This is a genomic window from Pseudomonas sp. 10C3 (genome assembly GCF_036346185.1).
In the GTDB taxonomy this organism is placed as follows: domain Bacteria; phylum Pseudomonadota; class Gammaproteobacteria; order Pseudomonadales; family Pseudomonadaceae; genus Aquipseudomonas.
In genome coordinates this window covers 23,611-38,590 of the sequence record NZ_JASJVE010000020.1, presented here as the reverse complement: position 1 = coordinate 38,590, position 14,980 = coordinate 23,611, and the positions used below count along the sequence as shown (strand labels likewise).

Here is a 14,980-nt window from a genome sequence, read left to right as displayed (position 1 = left end):
CTTGACTGACGCTGTCAGGGCAGCTGGATTACCAGCAGATACCTTCGGTCCGGCCACTTGTGCTTGTGGCGTTGGACATGAAACCGACCAGGTCGATAACCTGTTTGCCGGCCGGGGCTTTGTCTGCCAGGGCGCGGAACTTCTCGTCACGGTTGCCGAGGATGATCACGTCGGAGTTGTTGATCACTTCGTCAAAGTCCGAGTTGAGCAAGGACGAGACGTGAGGGATCTTCGACTCGATGTATTCCTTGTTCGCGCCGTGCATGCGGGCATATTCGACGTTGGTGTCGTAGATGCTCAGGTCGTAGCCCTTGCCGATCAGCATTTCTGCCAGGTCCACCAGCGGGCTTTCGCGCAGGTCATCGGTGCCGGCCTTGAAGCTGAGGCCGAGCAAGGCGACTTTGCGTTTGTCATGGCTGGTGATGATGTCGAACGCGTTCTGCACTTGCGAAACGTTGCTGCGCATCAGCGAGTTGAGCAGCGGCGCATCAACGTCCAGCGAGCCGGCACGGTAGGTCAGGGCGCGAACATCTTTGGGCAGGCAAGAGCCGCCGAAAGCGAAGCCTGGACGCATGTAGTACTGGGAAAGGTTGAGTGTTTTGTCCTGGCAGACCACTTCCATCACTTCACGCCCATCGACGCCCACCGCTTTAGCGATGTTGCCGATCTCGTTGGCGAAGGTGACCTTGGTTGCATGCCAGACGTTGCAGGTGTACTTGATCATCTCGGCGACAGCGATGTCCTTGCGGATGATCGGTGCGTCGAGCTCTTCGTACAGCGCTTGCAGCACGTCACCGGAGGCTTTGTCGAACTCGCCGATCACGGTCATCGGTGGTAGATCGTAATCCTTGATCGCAGTGCTTTCACGCAGGAACTCAGGGTTGACCGCGACACCGAAGTCGACACCGGCTTTTTTGCCGGAGCAGTCTTCGAGGATCGGAATCACTACGTTGGCGACAGTGCCCGGCAAGACGGTGCTGCGCACGACGATGGTGTGACGGGTGGTCTTGTCACGCAGGACAAAGCCAATTTCCCGGCAGACGGATTCGATGTAATCGAGTTCCAGATCGCCGTTCTTTTTGCTGGGCGTGCCCACGCAAATCATCGACAAATCAGTGTCGCGAATAGCGGCAGAGAAGTCCGTGGTGCCACGCAGTTTCCCGGTTTTGATGCCTTGTGCCAGAAGCTCTTCCAGGCCCGGTTCAACGATAGGCGATTTGCCATTGTTGATCAGGTCAATCTTGGCACTCGAGATGTCTACACCCACTACATCATGACCACGTGCAGACAGGCAACCGGCACATACTGCACCGACATAGCCCAAACCAAAGATGCTGATACGCATCGTATTCTCCTTATTTATTCACGCCATAAGTTGGCTGGATATTGAGGTTGAGCCGCAATAATCATCCGCCCAACAGTGTGACGCTTAGAGCGTCACAGCGCGGACGTAGGCATAGTTAAGTTGTGAGGGCCTAATAAGGGGCGCACTCAATGACGCTGATAAGGGCTGTACGTGGCCTATTGTCAGGCTCTGGCCCGTGGGGCTTGGCAAAGCATTTCAGGACGCGTTGCCGGCAAGCGCGGAGCGCACAGGTCTTGGTTCAAGGCCTTGATGTGCGTGACCTGACAATTGCCACAAGCACTGGAAAGGTGCTTTTCCTGATCGTATTAAGATACCCGGTATTGCGTGATCTCCTGGGCTAACTCATCGACCCTGCGGTCGAACTTGCTAGTGGGTGATTTCCCGGATCGTCTTGTCACTATGTACGTCATCGCTTACATAATTGGCGAGAATTGTTACGATGACTAAGAGCCTCTGATTTTGATATTAGTTCCGGGCTAGCGGTATTCATTTCGAAACTAAGCTACCTAAAATCTGCAGAAAGCGTACTTGCATATTAGTGGCACTTTTTGGCAGAGCCATAATGAATGGGGAGTTGCGGGCAGGAGACACGTATAGGCCACTACTTTAAATAGGGGGTCTAACGGAGTGAAAAAAAGCTGTAATTTTTTTGAGAAATTTGGATTTAAATTTTACACGCCATTTTACTGGCGTCATTTAATTGTCCAAATGTACCAGTCAATCGGCTGGGAAGGGTGACAATGTGCACGCTTTCGAATAAGCCGTGCACCTCATCATGCAATTACTGATCGGCTGTCTCCCGTAGGAAAACCAGGGTGTCTGCTTTCGAATGCGCCGGGCTGTAACAATAGCCGTGCTCATTGAACTGTTTTAGTGCATCGGGATTGTCGATGCGCTCTTTGATCACAAAACGGCTCATCATTCCCCGGGCTTTTTTCGCGTAGAAACTGATAATTTTGTACTGCCCGTTCTTCCAGTCGCGGAATTCGGTGTTGATGATCCGCGCATTGAGGGTAGAGCGCTTCACCGCCGAGAAGTACTCATTGGAGGCCAGATTCAGCAACACGTCATCGCCTTGGTCGGCCAGCGCCTGGTTCAGCCACTCACTGATGTGCGTGCCCCAGAACGCATAGAGGTCTTTGCCGCGGTCGTTGCTCAGTTTGGTGCCCATCTCCAGCCGGTAAGGCTGCATTAGGTCCAGCGGGCGCAACAGGCCATAAAGGCCGGAGAGCATGCGCAGATGGTCCTGGGCATAGGTGAAGTCGGCGTCGGTGAAATTTTCGGCTTGCAACCCGGTGTAGACATCCCCCTTGAACGCCAGCAGCGCCTGCTTGGCGTTCGCTGGGGTGAAAGCCGGCGTCCAGCTACCGAAACGTGCGGCATTAAGCCCCGAGAGCTTGTCCGATAGATGCATCAGTTCGCCGATCTGCACGGGGGTCAACTCACGCAGTTGAACCATCAGTTCCTGAGAGTGATCCAGGTACTGCGGCAACGTGAAGCGTGCGGTTGCCGGCGGGGTTTCGAAATCGAGGGTTTTGGCTGGGGAAATCACCATCAGCATAAAATCGTCTCCTTTAATCGTGGCGCGATTCTAGGGGGTGGGAGGTGTGGACTCCAGCTATAGTGCGTCGCGGGGATTTTCTGGGGATTTGATTGTGCGCATTGTTTTATTCATCTCGGTCTGCCTGTTCTGCTTCAACGCTCAGGCGGCCGGGCCTGCTGTGCCCGCCATGCTGGATCGCAGCGTATGGCCTGAGCATTTGACCTCGCCGGTCTTGTTCGATGTCGCCTCGCGCGCCGAGATTCTGGCCTTTGCGCATGCCTTGCTGGTTAGCGAAAGCCAGGATGAAACGGGCCTTAAAGCGCGTCTGGGGCTGAAGAAAATCAACATGGTTTCGCTGAATTTGATCCGCCAGCGTCTGTGGGCGCGCTTGTTGGAGAATTACCAGTTTGCGCAACAGAGCTGCGAGCAGGACGCCTCTTTCTGCGTACTGGTCGAGGACATGGAGATGTTGCGCGAGCGGGCCGACAATTTTCAGGTCGCCGATGATTCGTTCTATGCGGCCTGGGCGGTACCGAGCCGGGCGTTTCACGAGCGCTACCTGAACGAGCTGCTGCGCATGGCGGCCTTGTTCCCGCTGGTCAGCAGCGAAATCGAGCGTTACAACTCAGACGAACTCACGGGCGATGAACTCAATGACCGGGCATTTCTGCTCACCTTCGACAGTGGCCCGACAGTCGTCGGTGGCACCACGGATTGGTTAACCGAGTACCTACGCCAGCAAAAGCTCAACGCTGCTTTTTTCGTACTGGGCAAAAACATGCAGATGCGCCTGGAAAAAAGCTCCGTGCCGGAGGTACAGGGGCTCTATAAGCAGCAATGCGTGGGCTTGCAGGGCTGGGAATACCGTTCACACAGCCAGTGGTCCGACTGGCAGAACTCGGTTCAGCGCAGCGCCGTGCTGTTGCAGCAGGTGTTGCCCGACAACTACCTGCCGTTGTTCCGTCCCCCTTACGGTCACCGCCGGGCCGACAGCGCCGAATATTTCCGCGCCCAGGGGCTGAAGGTTTCGCTGTGGAATATCGATTCTCAGGATTGGAACCGAAACATTTCCGCCCAACAGGCCAGCGAGCGGGTCTTGACCCTGATGCTGCTGTGGCGACGCGGGGTCATTGTATTTCATGACATCCACAATAAAGTCGAGACGGCGTTGCCTTGGCTGATCGCCAATACGGCACAAAGTGGACTTCGATGGCAGGATTGTCACGACTACCCCTGAAAGGCCCGTGGAGCAAAGGAATGCAGGCATTTGAAGGGCGGGATGCGATGGATTTTTTCGACAATTCGGGTCAGGCAGACTCCTGACTGTAACGGTGCTTTACGGTCTCGCCAAGCGCTATTCGTCATGCTGAAAAATAAACTTCAAAAAAACGTCAAAGTGCTTTTTTCTGTCATGAGTTTTGCGGTATTACCAATACAGACCGCCGAAACCTGCAACACAGGTGGCGTCATCCCAGACCCATCTTGAGCATTTTTTCCTCTGCCTGAAGAGGAGAGCTACGGCGGCCTTTCCGTGGCGCAGAACTGTTGTTGTATTGCGTTGCTTGGCTTCTAAAAAGGTGAGCGAGTATGGATGATCACGGACGCACCCCTTCTTCTAACCAGCCAATCCTTTACGTGCTCGATACCAACGTATTGATCCATGATCCAAACGCACTGCTGAATTTCGAAGAGCATCACGTCACTATCCCCATGACCGTCCTCGAAGAGCTGGACAAGCTCAAGGCCGGCAAGCATTCGGTTGCTGCCGAGTGCCGTCAGGCGATTCGTCTGATCGACAAGACACTGGGCAACGCGACACCGGAGGAGGTTGAACAGGGCGTACCGATCGATCGTGGCACAGGCATCTGCAAAGGCTTTCTTTCGATCCTGATGAACAAGCGGGCCGAGCCCAACAGCTTGTTGCCCGAGCACCTGAACGACAACATCATCATTAACCAATTGATCGACCTGCACGTGCGCAATAAGGACTTGCCTGTAGTGCTGGTGACCAAAGACATCAACATGCGCCTCAAGGCGCGGGCGTGTGGGATCGCCGCAGAGGATTACAGCACCGACCAACTGGTCGACGACGTGTCCATGCTGTCGCGCGGCTACCACACCATGACCGGCTCCTTCTGGGACCGTGTCAGCAAGGTCGAAACTCGCCAGGATCACGGCCGCACATGGCATCGGGTGCAACTCATCGACAACCTGCCGGCAGTGCACATCAATGAGTTCATCATCGATGCGCAAGGTTTTGTCGGCTGGATCAAAGGTATCCAGGCCGATGAACTGCTGATTCTCGACATGCATCAGGAGCCTTTGTTGCACCAGGAAGCCTGGGGCCTGAAGCCACGGGACATCTACCAAGGCCTGGCGTTGTTTGCCTTGCTTGATCCAGACATCCATCTGGTCAATCTGTCGGGCGCAGCCGGTTCGGGTAAAACCATTCTCGCCTTGGCGGCAGCCATCGAGCAGACCATGGTCAGCAAGCGCTATCGGCGCATTATCGCCACCCGCAGCGTGCAGGGGCTGGATCAGGAGATTGGCTTCCTACCCGGCACCGAAGCAGAAAAAATGGAGCCGTGGCTCGGCGCCATCACTGATAACCTGGAAGCGCTGCACATGGATGACGAAAACACCCATGGCAGTGTCGACTACATCCTCAGCAAAGTGCCGTTGCAGTTCAAATCCCTCAACTACATCCGTGGACGCAGTTTCCAGCAAAGCCTGATCCTGATCGACGAATGCCAGAACCTCACACCGCACCAGATGAAAACCATCATCACCCGTGCCGGTTCCGGTTCCAAAGTGGTCTGCCTGGGTAACCTGGCGCAAATCGATACCCCGTACCTGTCGGCCACCAGTTCTGGCCTCACTTACCTGACGGAGCGTTTCAAAGACTTCCCCAATGGTGTGCACATCACCCTGCAAGGGGTGCCACGTTCGATCCTCGCTGAGTATGCGGAGAGCCATTTGTAACGCTTGATTGAGAGCTGTGGATGAACCTGCAGGAGCGAACATGTTCGCTCCTGCAGTTAATGAGGTAGTTCCAGTTTTAGGTTTACAATCCCCACTCCTATTCAGGAGTAACGCTGTGCTAACTCATCTCGATTCCCAAGGTCGCGCCAATATGGTCGACGTCACCGACAAAAACGTGACGTTCCGTGAGGCTGTGGCCCAAGCGTTTGTGCGTATGCGCCCTGAAACCCTGCAAATGATTGTCAGTGGTGGTCATCCCAAAGGGGACGTGTTCGCCGTGGCACGTATTGCCGGCATTCAAGCGGCAAAGAAAACCTCGGATTTGATCCCGCTGTGTCATCCGTTGCTGCTGACCGGCGTCAAGGTCGAGTTGAGCGCGGACGGTGAAGATGCGGTGCGCATCGTCGCCCGCTGCAAACTGTCCGGGCAGACCGGCGTGGAAATGGAAGCGCTGACGGCGGCGAGTGTCGCTGCGCTGACTATCTATGACATGTGCAAGGCGGTGGATCGCGGCATGATCATCGAAAACGTCCGCCTGCTGGAAAAGCTCGGCGGTAAGAGTGGTCACTTCATTGCTGAAGAGCCGGTGGACGCGCAATGACCTTTAAAGTCCTGTATTTCGCTCGTTATCGCGAGGCCTTGGGGCTGGATACCGAAACGGTAGACGGCGAGTTCGCCACCCTCGACGCACTGCGTACGCATTTGGTACTGCGTGGTGGTGTGTGGCAGGTGTTGGCCGAACAAAACCTGATGTGCGCCCGCAACGAGGAGCTGTGTCAGCTCGACGAGCCGCTGGTATCAGGCGATGAAGTGGCGTTCTTCCCTACCGTGACCGGAGGCTGAATATGGCAATTCGGGTGCAGACAGCTGCGTTCGATCCGGGCGTCGAAGTGAATGCCTTGCACGCTGCCAATGTGGGGGTTGGTGCGGTGGTCAGCTTCATTGGCTATGTGCGCGACTTCAACGAGGGGCGGGAGGTCGCGGGGATGTTCCTGGAGCATTACCCCGGCATGACCGAAAAGGCGCTTGGCAAAATCGCCGCTGAAGCCGAACAGCGCTGGCCTTTGCTCAGGCTAGAGGTACTGCACCGGGTGGGCGCTCTAGAGCCTGGCGAGCCAATAGTCTTTGTCGGCGTTGCCAGTGCTCACCGGCAAGCGGCATTCGATGCCTGCGCGTTCGTGATGGACTATCTAAAAACCCGCGCACCGTTCTGGAAGAAAGAGACCTCCCTCGACGGCCCACACTGGGTCGAAGGCCGCGACAGTGATCACGCGGCGGCGGGGCGTTGGGTCGATAAGACCTGATCCCGAACTGGCTTCTTTGCGAATACATGGGCTCCTGATTTCACGGAGCAAAAAAAAGCGCATCACCGAAACCGGGATGCGCTTTTTTTTATGATGCAGTGGTCTTTTACAAAGGCTGAGCGCTCTTGCGCACCACCGGTTTCAACAACTCGGTTGGTGGCGTTTCGCAGCTGATCTTGCGGCCTAACAGCGCTTCGATCGAAGGCAACTGATAGGAGTCATCTTCCCCGGCAAAGCTGATCGAGACACCGCTGGCGCCAGCACGACCGGTACGGCCGATGCGGTGCACATAATCGTCCGGCACTTCGGGCAGGGTGAAGTTGATCACGTGGCTGATGCCGTCGATATGAATCCCGCGACCTGCGACATCGGTGGCCACCAAGACACGAATTTTACCTTCGCGGAAGCCTTCCAGGGTCTTGATGCGTTTGTGCTGCGGGACATCGCCGGACAACTGCGCGGCGTTTACGCCATCACGCACCAGACGCTCTTCGATGCGCCGCACTTCATCCTTGCGGTTGGCGAAGACCATCACGCGTTCCCAGTTGTTCTCGGTTACGAGGTTGTAGAGCAACTTGTACTTGTCGGCGGCGGCCACGGCATAGATATGCTGCTCGACCATTTCGCTGGCCACGTTTTCCGCTTCGATTTCGACGATGGCCGGATCGGTGGTCCACTGCTTGGCGAGGTTCATCACGTCTTCGGTGAAGGTCGCGGAGAACAGCAGGGTCTGGCGTTCGCCCTTGTGTGGGGTCTGGCGAATAATCTGGCGCACTTGCGGGATGAAGCCCATGTCGAGCATGCGGTCGGCTTCGTCCAGGACCATCACTTCGACCATGTCCAGGTGCACTTCGCCGCGCTGGTTGAAGTCCAGCAGACGGCCCGGTGTGGCCACCAGAATGTCGCAGTGGCGGGCTTCGAGCTGCTTGAGCTGCTTGTCGAAGTCCATGCCTCCGACGAATGTCATGACGTTGAGGCCGGTGTATTTGGTCAGGCTGGCCGCATCCTTGGCGATCTGCACCACCAGCTCGCGGGTTGGGGCGATGATCAGGGCACGCGGTTCGCCCATGTAGCGCTCTTTGGGTGGCGGGGTCTGTTCCAGCTGCGTAATGATCGAAATCAAGAATGCGGCGGTTTTGCCGGTGCCGGTTTGCGCGCGACCGATGGCGTCTTTGCCCGCGAGGGTAAAGCCCAATACTTCGGCCTGGATTGGCGTGCAATACGGGAAACCCAGGTCGTGGATGGCGTGCATCAGTTCGGGCGACAGGTTGAAGTCGTGAAAGCGGGTTTTGCCTTCCTGTGGCTCTACGACGAAGTCTTCAGGCTTCCAGGCGATGACCGGTGGTTTTGGTGCGCGTTCACGGCGCGGGCGCTCGGCCTTGGGTTGTTCGACTTTTGCGGATTCGATGTGCGTGTGCTGATCCTGGACAGGCGTGCTGGCAGGTACCGATTTTTTTGCGTTGTGTGGCCGTTGATCGCCCTCGGTTGGGCCGATAGCAGCAGGCGAAGGAGCGATGGGGCTGGGCGCGAGCTGCTCAGCCTCGCTTTTACCGAACATCTTTTTGAGTGCTCTGAGCACGGTCATCTCGTCAATTGATTAAGGAATATACGACAGGCAGTGTAAAGCAAGAACCGGGCGCGGCGTAGTGCCATGCCAAATGCCCTACACGACATGTCAAATCAGGGCTTCTCAGCGCGCTTCAGGTGGCATTTGTCCGCTCTGATTGAACGATTAACGCAGCTTTTGCGCCAACCAAACGCCAATGTCGGTAATTTCCTGCGGTAACACTTCGTGGCCCATTGGGTATTCCTGCCATGTTGCGGTGACGCCCAAGGCTTTCAGGTACTCATACGCGGTGCGCCCCATGGAATTTTGCACCACATCATCATAGTGCCCGTGCAAGCAATACGCGGGGGTCCGTTGTTGGCTCGCAGAAAGGGTCAGTTGATCACTGAAGGTAGGCGCGTAAGTGGACAGCGCAAGCACACCGCCCAATGGCCCCTGCCAGCGCAGGAATGCGGTGTGCAATACCACCGCGCCACCTTGGGAGAAACCGGCCAGGAAGATTCGTGCCGGGTCGATGCCGCTGTCGCTCTGCTCTTCGATCAGGTTCAGGAGCATCTGAGCCGATGTCTCAAGCTGCTCGTGACTGATGGCCCGGGCCGGGCTCATGGCCAGAATGTCGTACCAGCTGGGCATCTCGTAGCCACCATTTATGGTGACTGCGCGGGTCGGGGCCTGGGGCAAAACGAAGCGTGTTGTCAGCAACGTCGCTTGCAGCGTTTCAGCGACAGGCATGAAATCGTAACGGTCGGCGCCCAAGCCATGTAACCAGATGACGCAGGCATCGGCGGTCTTTACGGGTTGGAGGGTCAAAGGGGTGGTCATGGCTGCTCCATTAGTGTGCGTGCGCTCTTTCGCAGTGCGTTAGTACAGGGCGCATTCAAAAAATAGGTTTGGACGATGTCGCAAGGTTACAAGTTTTGCCGTTGATGTGTCGCTAATTCGACATTGCCAGCATGCTGGTACGGGCTTTGCTATACAACCTTCGGAGTGAATGCGCTCACCCCGGACGGTAACACTATCAGGCGACTGATGGCCGCGGGGGAGCTTGTAACCCATGTATCAATATTCTGCGTACGGTTCGTTCTGTACCGGACTGGTCCAGCGGACATCATGGGGGCTTCAGTCCATTCGGCCGATTGACGGGCTGCGGGTCGGTGGTGTCGGGTAGATCTCGCGCCAGACTCGTGGTCCAGGTCTTACGTTGCGTGACCCAAAAATAAGCCAGCACGGGTCATTAACGCCTCACAAGGGTGCGACGGGACTCAAGCTCCTACACAACAAAGAGCAAACTGGAGGTTTGAATGAAGATGTTGAAATCCACCCTGGCTGTACTGACGGCGGCAGCGGTTCTCGGTGTTAGCAGTTTTGCTCACGCAGGCGCGACCCTCGACGCCATTCACAAAAAGGGTTTTGTTCAGTGCGGTGTCAGTGATGGCCTGCCAGGTTTTTCGGTTCCAGACTCGACAGGCAAGATCCTGGGTATCGACGCTGACGTTTGTCGCGCTGTCGCTGCTGCTGTCTTTGGTGACGCTACCAAGGTCAAGTTCAGTCAGTTGAACGCCAAAGAGCGCTTCACTGCGCTGCAATCGGGCGAAATCGACGTGCTGTCGCGTAACACCACCTGGACCAGTTCCCGTGACGCGGGCATGGGCCTGGTGTTTGCCGGCGTGACGTACTACGACGGCGTTGGCTTTCTGGTAAACAAAAAGCTGGGTGTTAAAAGCGCCAAGGAACTGGATGGCGCGACCATCTGTATCCAGGCCGGTACTACGACTGAGCTGAACGTTTCCGACTTCTTCCGCGCCAACAAGCTTAAGTACACCCCGATCACGTTCGACACCTCTGACGAAAGCGCCAAGTCGCTGGAAAGCGGTCGTTGTGATGTGCTGACCTCCGACAAATCGCAGCTGTTCGCACAGCGTAGCAAACTGGCGAGCCCAGACGATTACGTGGTAATGCCTGAGACCATCTCCAAGGAGCCACTGGGCCCTGTCGTGCGTAAGGGCGACGAAGACTGGTTCTCCATCGTCAAGTGGACCCTGTTCGCCATGGTTAACGCTGAGGAAATGGGCGTTACGTCGAAAAACGTTGTAGAAGAAGCCAAAGCCAGCAAAAACCCGGACGTTGCTCGCTTGCTCGGTACTGACGGTGAATACGGTAAAGACCTGAAACTGCCGAAAGACTGGGTCGTACAGATCGTTAAACAGGTCGGTAACTACGGCGAAGTCTTTGAGAAGAACCTCGGACAAAGCACTCCGCTGAAGATCGACCGTGGTCTGAACGCGCTGTGGAACAACGGCGGCATTCAATACGCACCTCCAGTGCGCTGATAGGCCCTGCGCTCGGTAACCTTTAACCGTTACCGAGCGTTGTTCTGTTCCAATCTTCATGGGGCACTTCATGCAAAATCAAATCGGCGCACCAAAGCAGAGGTTTTCCCTCAGCGATCCTAAAGTGCGTGCGTGGCTATTCCAGATCATCACGATTGGCGTGGTGATCTTCATGGGTTGGTATCTGTTCGATAACACCCAGACAAACCTTCAGCATCGCGGTATCACGTCCGGGTTCGGCTTCCTTGATCGGAGCGCCGGTTTTGGCATCGCTCAACATTTGATCGATTACACCGAATCCGACACGTATGCACGGGTGTTCGTTATCGGTCTGCTGAACACTTTGCTGGTGACGGTCATTGGTGTCGTGCTGGCGACGCTGCTGGGCTTCATCGTTGGCGTTGCCCGGTTGTCACCTAACTGGATGATCAGCAAGCTAGCCACGGTTTACGTCGAGGTTTTCCGTAATATCCCGCCATTGCTGCAAATTCTGTTTTGGTACTTCGCCGTCTTCCTGACCATGCCGGGTCCGCGCGGCAGCCATAGCATTGGCGGTATGTTCTTTTTCAGTAATCGCGGCTTGAACATGCCGGGCGCGACCCTGACCGACGCTTTCTGGCCGTTTCTGGGCAGCGTGGTGGTGGCCGTCGTCGCCGTCATTCTGATGGTCCGCTGGGCCAACAAACGCTTCGAAGCCACCGGCGTGCCTTTCCACAAGTTCTGGGCTGGCTTGGTCTTGATGCTGGTGATTCCGGCGCTGTGCGTTCTGATATCGGGCAATCCGCTGCACTGGGAAATGCCAGAACTCAAGGGCTTCAACTTCGTCGGCGGCTGGGTAATGATCCCGGAACTGCTGGCCCTGACCATCGCCTTGACCGTGTACACAGCGGCGTTTATCGCCGAAATCGTGCGTTCCGGGATCAAGTCGGTGAGCCACGGTCAGACCGAGGCGGCGCGCTCGTTGGGCCTGCGCCCTGGCCCGACCCTGCGCAAGGTCATCATCCCGCAAGCCCTGCGGGTGATCATTCCACCGCTGACCAGCCAATACCTGAACCTGGCGAAGAACTCTTCGCTGGCAGCCGGTATCGGTTACCCGGAAATGGTTTCGTTGTTTGCTGGCACGGTGCTCAATCAGACCGGTCAGGCTATCGAGGTGATTGCGATCACCATGAGCGTTTACCTGGCGATCAGTATCAGCATTTCGCTGCTGATGAACTGGTACAACAAGCGCATTGCGCTGATCGAACGGTGAGGAAAAGCGCATGACAACCCATACTTTCAAACCCGACATGCCACCCCCCACGCTAAGCGTGGGTGTCGTGGCGTGGATGCGGGCCAACCTGTTCTCCAGTTGGCTCAATACCCTGCTGACGCTGTTTGCTTTCTACCTGGTCTGGTTGATCGTTCCGCCTTTATTGGGATGGACGATTTTCGATGCCAACTGGGTCGGTACTACCCGCGCCGACTGCACCAAGGCCGGTGCATGCTGGGTGTTCATCGAGCAACGTTTCGGCCAGTTCATGTACGGCTACTACCCCGTCGAACTGCGCTGGCGCATCGACCTGACCGTGTTGTTGGCGGTTATCGGTGCCGCGCCCTTGTTTGTCTCGAAGTTCCCACGCAAGGCCGTTTACGGGCTGTGCTTTCTGGTGATCTACCCGACTGTGGCGTACTTCCTGATGCACGGCGGCACTTTCGGCCTGGCCAACGTGGCGACCAGCCAATGGGGCGGCTTGATGCTGACCCTGGTCATCGCCACCGTAGGCATCGCCGGCGCTCTGCCACTGGGTATTGTGCTGGCCTTGGGTCGACGTTCGAAAATGCCGGCGATTCGTGTGGTCTGCGTGACGTTCATCGAGTTCTGGCGCGGCGTTCCGTTGATTACCGTGCTGTTCATGTCCTCGGTGATGTTGCCGTTGTTCCTGCCCGAAGGCATGAGCTTCGACAAGTTGCTACGGGCCTTGATCGGGGTGATCCTGTTCCAGTCGGCCTATGTGGCTGAAGTGGTGCGCGGTGGTTTGCAGGCCATCCCCAAAGGTCAGTACGAAGCGGCCGCTGCCATGGGCCTGGGTTACTGGCGCAGCATGGGTCTGGTGATTCTGCCGCAAGCGTTGAAACTGGTGATTCCGGGCATCGTGAACACCTTTATTGCCCTGTTCAAGGACACCAGTCTGGTGATCATCATTGGCTTGTTCGACCTGCTCAACAGCGTCAAGCAAGCCGCCGCCGACCCGAAATGGCTCGGTATGGCCACCGAAGGCTATGTCTTCGCGGCCCTGGTGTTCTGGATCTTCTGTTTCGGCATGTCCCGCTACTCCATGCATTTGGAGCGTAAGTTGGACACAGGCCACAAGCGTTAGGAGTTTTGTGATGAGTGAAGCAATCAAACAGCCTCTGGGCGCTGAAGGCATGATCCAGATGCAGGGCGTGCACAAGTGGTACGGCCAGTTCCACGTGTTGAAAGACATCAACCTGAACGTCCGGCAGGGCGAGCGTATCGTGTTATGCGGACCTTCGGGTTCGGGCAAGTCGACCACGATCCGCTGTATCAACCGTCTGGAAGAGCACCAGCAGGGTCGCATCATTGTCGACGGCACTGAACTGACCAACGATCTCAAGCAGATTGAAGCGATCCGGCGTGAAGTGGGCATGGTGTTCCAGCATTTCAATCTGTTCCCGCACCTGACCATCTTGCAAAACTGCACGTTGGCGCCGATGTGGGTGCGCAAGATGCCTAAGCGCAAGGCTGAAGAAATCGCCATGCATTACCTGGAGCGGGTGCGGATTCCAGAGCAGGCGCACAAATACCCTGGCCAGCTTTCCGGTGGTCAGCAGCAGCGTGTGGCGATTGCTCGTGCCCTGTGCATGAAGCCGAAAATCATGCTGTTCGATGAGCCGACCTCGGCCCTCGATCCAGAAATGGTCAAGGAAGTGCTCGACACCATGGTCAGCCTCGCAGAAGACGGCATGACCATGCTCTGCGTAACCCACGAAATGGGCTTTGCCCGCACCGTGGCAAACCGGGTGATCTTCATGGACAAGGGTGAAATCGTCGAAGAGGCCGCGCCAAACGACTTCTTCGACAACCCGCAAAGCGACCGCACCAAGTTGTTCCTGAGCCAGATTCTGCATTGATTTGGTGACAGGCAGCATAAAGAAACCCGGGCTTTGGTCCGGGTTTTTTATGGCTGTTGCATTTCCCCAAGGAGCGTGTCGATTACAGAATCCCAAGGTCCCTCATGCCCATGAGAGTAATGACACTGAAACCCCACAAGCAAAGCCCCAGCAGCATCCACGCGTAGTTAAGCAGCGTAAATCTGGCATTGCTCTCACCCCGTGAATCATCCTCCAGATAATTGATGGCCCGTTGCGCGCCGATCAGCAGGTAGGTCTCGGCACATAGCAAGACCAGGGACACCGCCGCGCTCAGCCCGAAGCCGGCAAGCAGACCCTGGCCCATCCCAATCAAGGTCAACCCTATCAGAGCAATAGCACGAAATTTGGGAAACCAGGCCAAATGACGACCGGAATGTTCAATGCCTTGATTGATACGCTGAAAAAGCACATACACAAAAAATATATTAAATAATCCTCTGGCACCTGGCCAAATACTGGCACCCGTCGAGTCCTTATAAATCTTCCAGTTTTTATATGACCAGTAAACATAATAAAGCCCGGACGTCATGATGAACATTATGGCTAGCTTTGTTATCGATACGACGAAAAAAGCCGACTCGTCCTCTTGAGTGACTTCCAGTGCGGACTGCGGCGTAGCATAGGGATTGGCAGACATCGAACCTCCTTGGCGTGTTTAGCGCGATAATTAGCGCCACGTTTAATAACACCCTGCCAGACCCATGGAAGCCGGCCATTTCCGTTATCTATGTA

The 14,980-nt window shown here is 56.1% G+C and carries 14 protein-coding genes; 9 read left to right on the top strand and 5 right to left on the bottom strand.

The genetic code is table 11. The annotated features are described in order from the left end of the window. Positions 1-28: 28 nt before the first annotated feature. Positions 29-1,345, bottom strand: a complete 1,317-nt coding sequence (locus tag QN399_RS19550; protein WP_322178016.1) for a UDP-glucose/GDP-mannose dehydrogenase family protein — start codon at positions 1,343-1,345, stop codon at positions 29-31. An 802-nt stretch (positions 1,346-2,147) separates the two neighbouring features. Continuing rightward, positions 2,148-2,927, bottom strand: coding sequence for a peroxide stress protein YaaA (gene yaaA / locus QN399_RS19545; protein ID WP_322178017.1), 780 nt, complete (start codon positions 2,925-2,927; stop codon positions 2,148-2,150). A gap of 94 nt (positions 2,928-3,021) precedes the next feature. Between yaaA and QN399_RS19540 the strand changes: the two genes are divergently transcribed. From QN399_RS19540 to moaE, 5 genes are all read left to right on the top strand, one after another. Continuing rightward, positions 3,022-4,146 carry a polysaccharide deacetylase family protein gene (locus QN399_RS19540; RefSeq protein ID WP_330201445.1) on the top strand — a complete coding sequence of 375 codons (1,125 nt, stop codon included), beginning with the start codon at positions 3,022-3,024 and terminating at the stop codon, positions 4,144-4,146. A 350-nt stretch (positions 4,147-4,496) separates the two neighbouring features. Beyond that, entirely contained in the window at positions 4,497-5,891 is a 1,395-nt protein-coding gene (locus QN399_RS19535) for a PhoH family protein (RefSeq protein WP_322178019.1), read from the top strand. Between the two features lie 115 nt (positions 5,892-6,006). Then, entirely contained in the window at positions 6,007-6,492 is a 486-nt protein-coding gene (moaC, locus tag QN399_RS19530; protein ID WP_322178020.1) for a cyclic pyranopterin monophosphate synthase MoaC, read from the top strand. Beyond that, complete coding sequence (locus QN399_RS19525) at positions 6,489-6,734, top strand: MoaD/ThiS family protein (RefSeq protein ID WP_322178021.1); 246 nt, start codon at positions 6,489-6,491, stop codon at positions 6,732-6,734. The genes moaC and QN399_RS19525 overlap by 4 nt, the downstream gene beginning before the upstream one ends. A gap of 2 nt (positions 6,735-6,736) precedes the next feature. After that, on the top strand, positions 6,737-7,195 hold the full coding sequence (gene moaE / locus QN399_RS19520) for a molybdopterin synthase catalytic subunit MoaE (protein ID WP_322178022.1): 459 nt from the start codon (positions 6,737-6,739) through the stop codon (positions 7,193-7,195). A gap of 106 nt (positions 7,196-7,301) precedes the next feature. Here the strand turns inward: moaE and rhlB are convergent, their stop codons facing one another. Both rhlB and QN399_RS19510 read right to left on the bottom strand, forming a co-directional pair. Beyond that, positions 7,302-8,780 carry an ATP-dependent RNA helicase RhlB gene (rhlB, locus tag QN399_RS19515; RefSeq protein WP_322178023.1) on the bottom strand — a complete coding sequence of 493 codons (1,479 nt, stop codon included), beginning with the start codon at positions 8,778-8,780 and terminating at the stop codon, positions 7,302-7,304. Between the two features lie 147 nt (positions 8,781-8,927). Continuing rightward, on the bottom strand, positions 8,928-9,584 hold the full coding sequence (locus tag QN399_RS19510; RefSeq protein ID WP_322178024.1) for an alpha/beta fold hydrolase: 657 nt from the start codon (positions 9,582-9,584) through the stop codon (positions 8,928-8,930). 479 nt (positions 9,585-10,063) lie between these two features. On the opposite strand from QN399_RS19510, the gene QN399_RS19505 reads away from it, so the two are divergent. From QN399_RS19505 to QN399_RS19490, 4 genes are all read left to right on the top strand, one after another. After that, on the top strand, positions 10,064-11,092 hold the full coding sequence (locus QN399_RS19505; RefSeq protein ID WP_330201444.1) for an amino acid ABC transporter substrate-binding protein: 1,029 nt from the start codon (positions 10,064-10,066) through the stop codon (positions 11,090-11,092). Between the two features lie 70 nt (positions 11,093-11,162). Beyond that, complete coding sequence (locus QN399_RS19500) at positions 11,163-12,344, top strand: amino acid ABC transporter permease (protein ID WP_330201443.1); 1,182 nt, start codon at positions 11,163-11,165, stop codon at positions 12,342-12,344. 10 nt (positions 12,345-12,354) lie between these two features. Next, the gene (locus QN399_RS19495; protein ID WP_322178027.1) at positions 12,355-13,452 is read left to right on the top strand and encodes an amino acid ABC transporter permease; all 1,098 of its coding nucleotides are present in this window, start codon (positions 12,355-12,357) and stop codon (positions 13,450-13,452) included. A gap of 10 nt (positions 13,453-13,462) precedes the next feature. Next, positions 13,463-14,227 (top strand): amino acid ABC transporter ATP-binding protein, encoded by a 765-nt coding sequence (locus QN399_RS19490; protein WP_322178028.1) that lies wholly within the window; start codon positions 13,463-13,465, stop codon positions 14,225-14,227. Between the two features lie 82 nt (positions 14,228-14,309). Here QN399_RS19490 and QN399_RS19485 read toward each other — a convergent pair whose 3' ends face one another. Continuing rightward, positions 14,310-14,885, bottom strand: a complete 576-nt coding sequence (locus QN399_RS19485; protein ID WP_322178029.1) for a hypothetical protein — start codon at positions 14,883-14,885, stop codon at positions 14,310-14,312. Between the last annotated feature and the right edge of the window lie 95 nt (positions 14,886-14,980).

Bases quoted from the DNA above. Each gene is read 5' to 3' on its own strand.
- QN399_RS19550 (WP_322178016.1), bottom strand. From the start codon at position 1,345: ATGCGTATCAGCATCTTTGGTTTGGGCTATGTCGGTGCAGTATGTGCC.
- yaaA (WP_322178017.1), bottom strand. From the start codon at position 2,927: ATGCTGATGGTGATTTCCCCAGCCAAAACCCTCGATTTCGAAACCCCG.
- QN399_RS19535 (WP_322178019.1), top strand. From the start codon at position 4,497: ATGGATGATCACGGACGCACCCCTTCTTCTAACCAGCCAATCCTTTAC.
- QN399_RS19525 (WP_322178021.1), top strand. From the start codon at position 6,489: ATGACCTTTAAAGTCCTGTATTTCGCTCGTTATCGCGAGGCCTTGGGG.
- moaE (WP_322178022.1), top strand. From the start codon at position 6,737: ATGGCAATTCGGGTGCAGACAGCTGCGTTCGATCCGGGCGTCGAAGTG.
- rhlB (WP_322178023.1), bottom strand. From the start codon at position 8,780: ATGACCGTGCTCAGAGCACTCAAAAAGATGTTCGGTAAAAGCGAGGCT.
- QN399_RS19510 (WP_322178024.1), bottom strand. From the start codon at position 9,584: ATGACCACCCCTTTGACCCTCCAACCCGTAAAGACCGCCGATGCCTGC.
- QN399_RS19505 (WP_330201444.1), top strand. From the start codon at position 10,064: ATGAAGATGTTGAAATCCACCCTGGCTGTACTGACGGCGGCAGCGGTT.
- QN399_RS19500 (WP_330201443.1), top strand. From the start codon at position 11,163: ATGCAAAATCAAATCGGCGCACCAAAGCAGAGGTTTTCCCTCAGCGAT.
- QN399_RS19495 (WP_322178027.1), top strand. From the start codon at position 12,355: ATGACAACCCATACTTTCAAACCCGACATGCCACCCCCCACGCTAAGC.
- QN399_RS19490 (WP_322178028.1), top strand. From the start codon at position 13,463: ATGAGTGAAGCAATCAAACAGCCTCTGGGCGCTGAAGGCATGATCCAG.
- QN399_RS19485 (WP_322178029.1), bottom strand. From the start codon at position 14,885: ATGTCTGCCAATCCCTATGCTACGCCGCAGTCCGCACTGGAAGTCACT.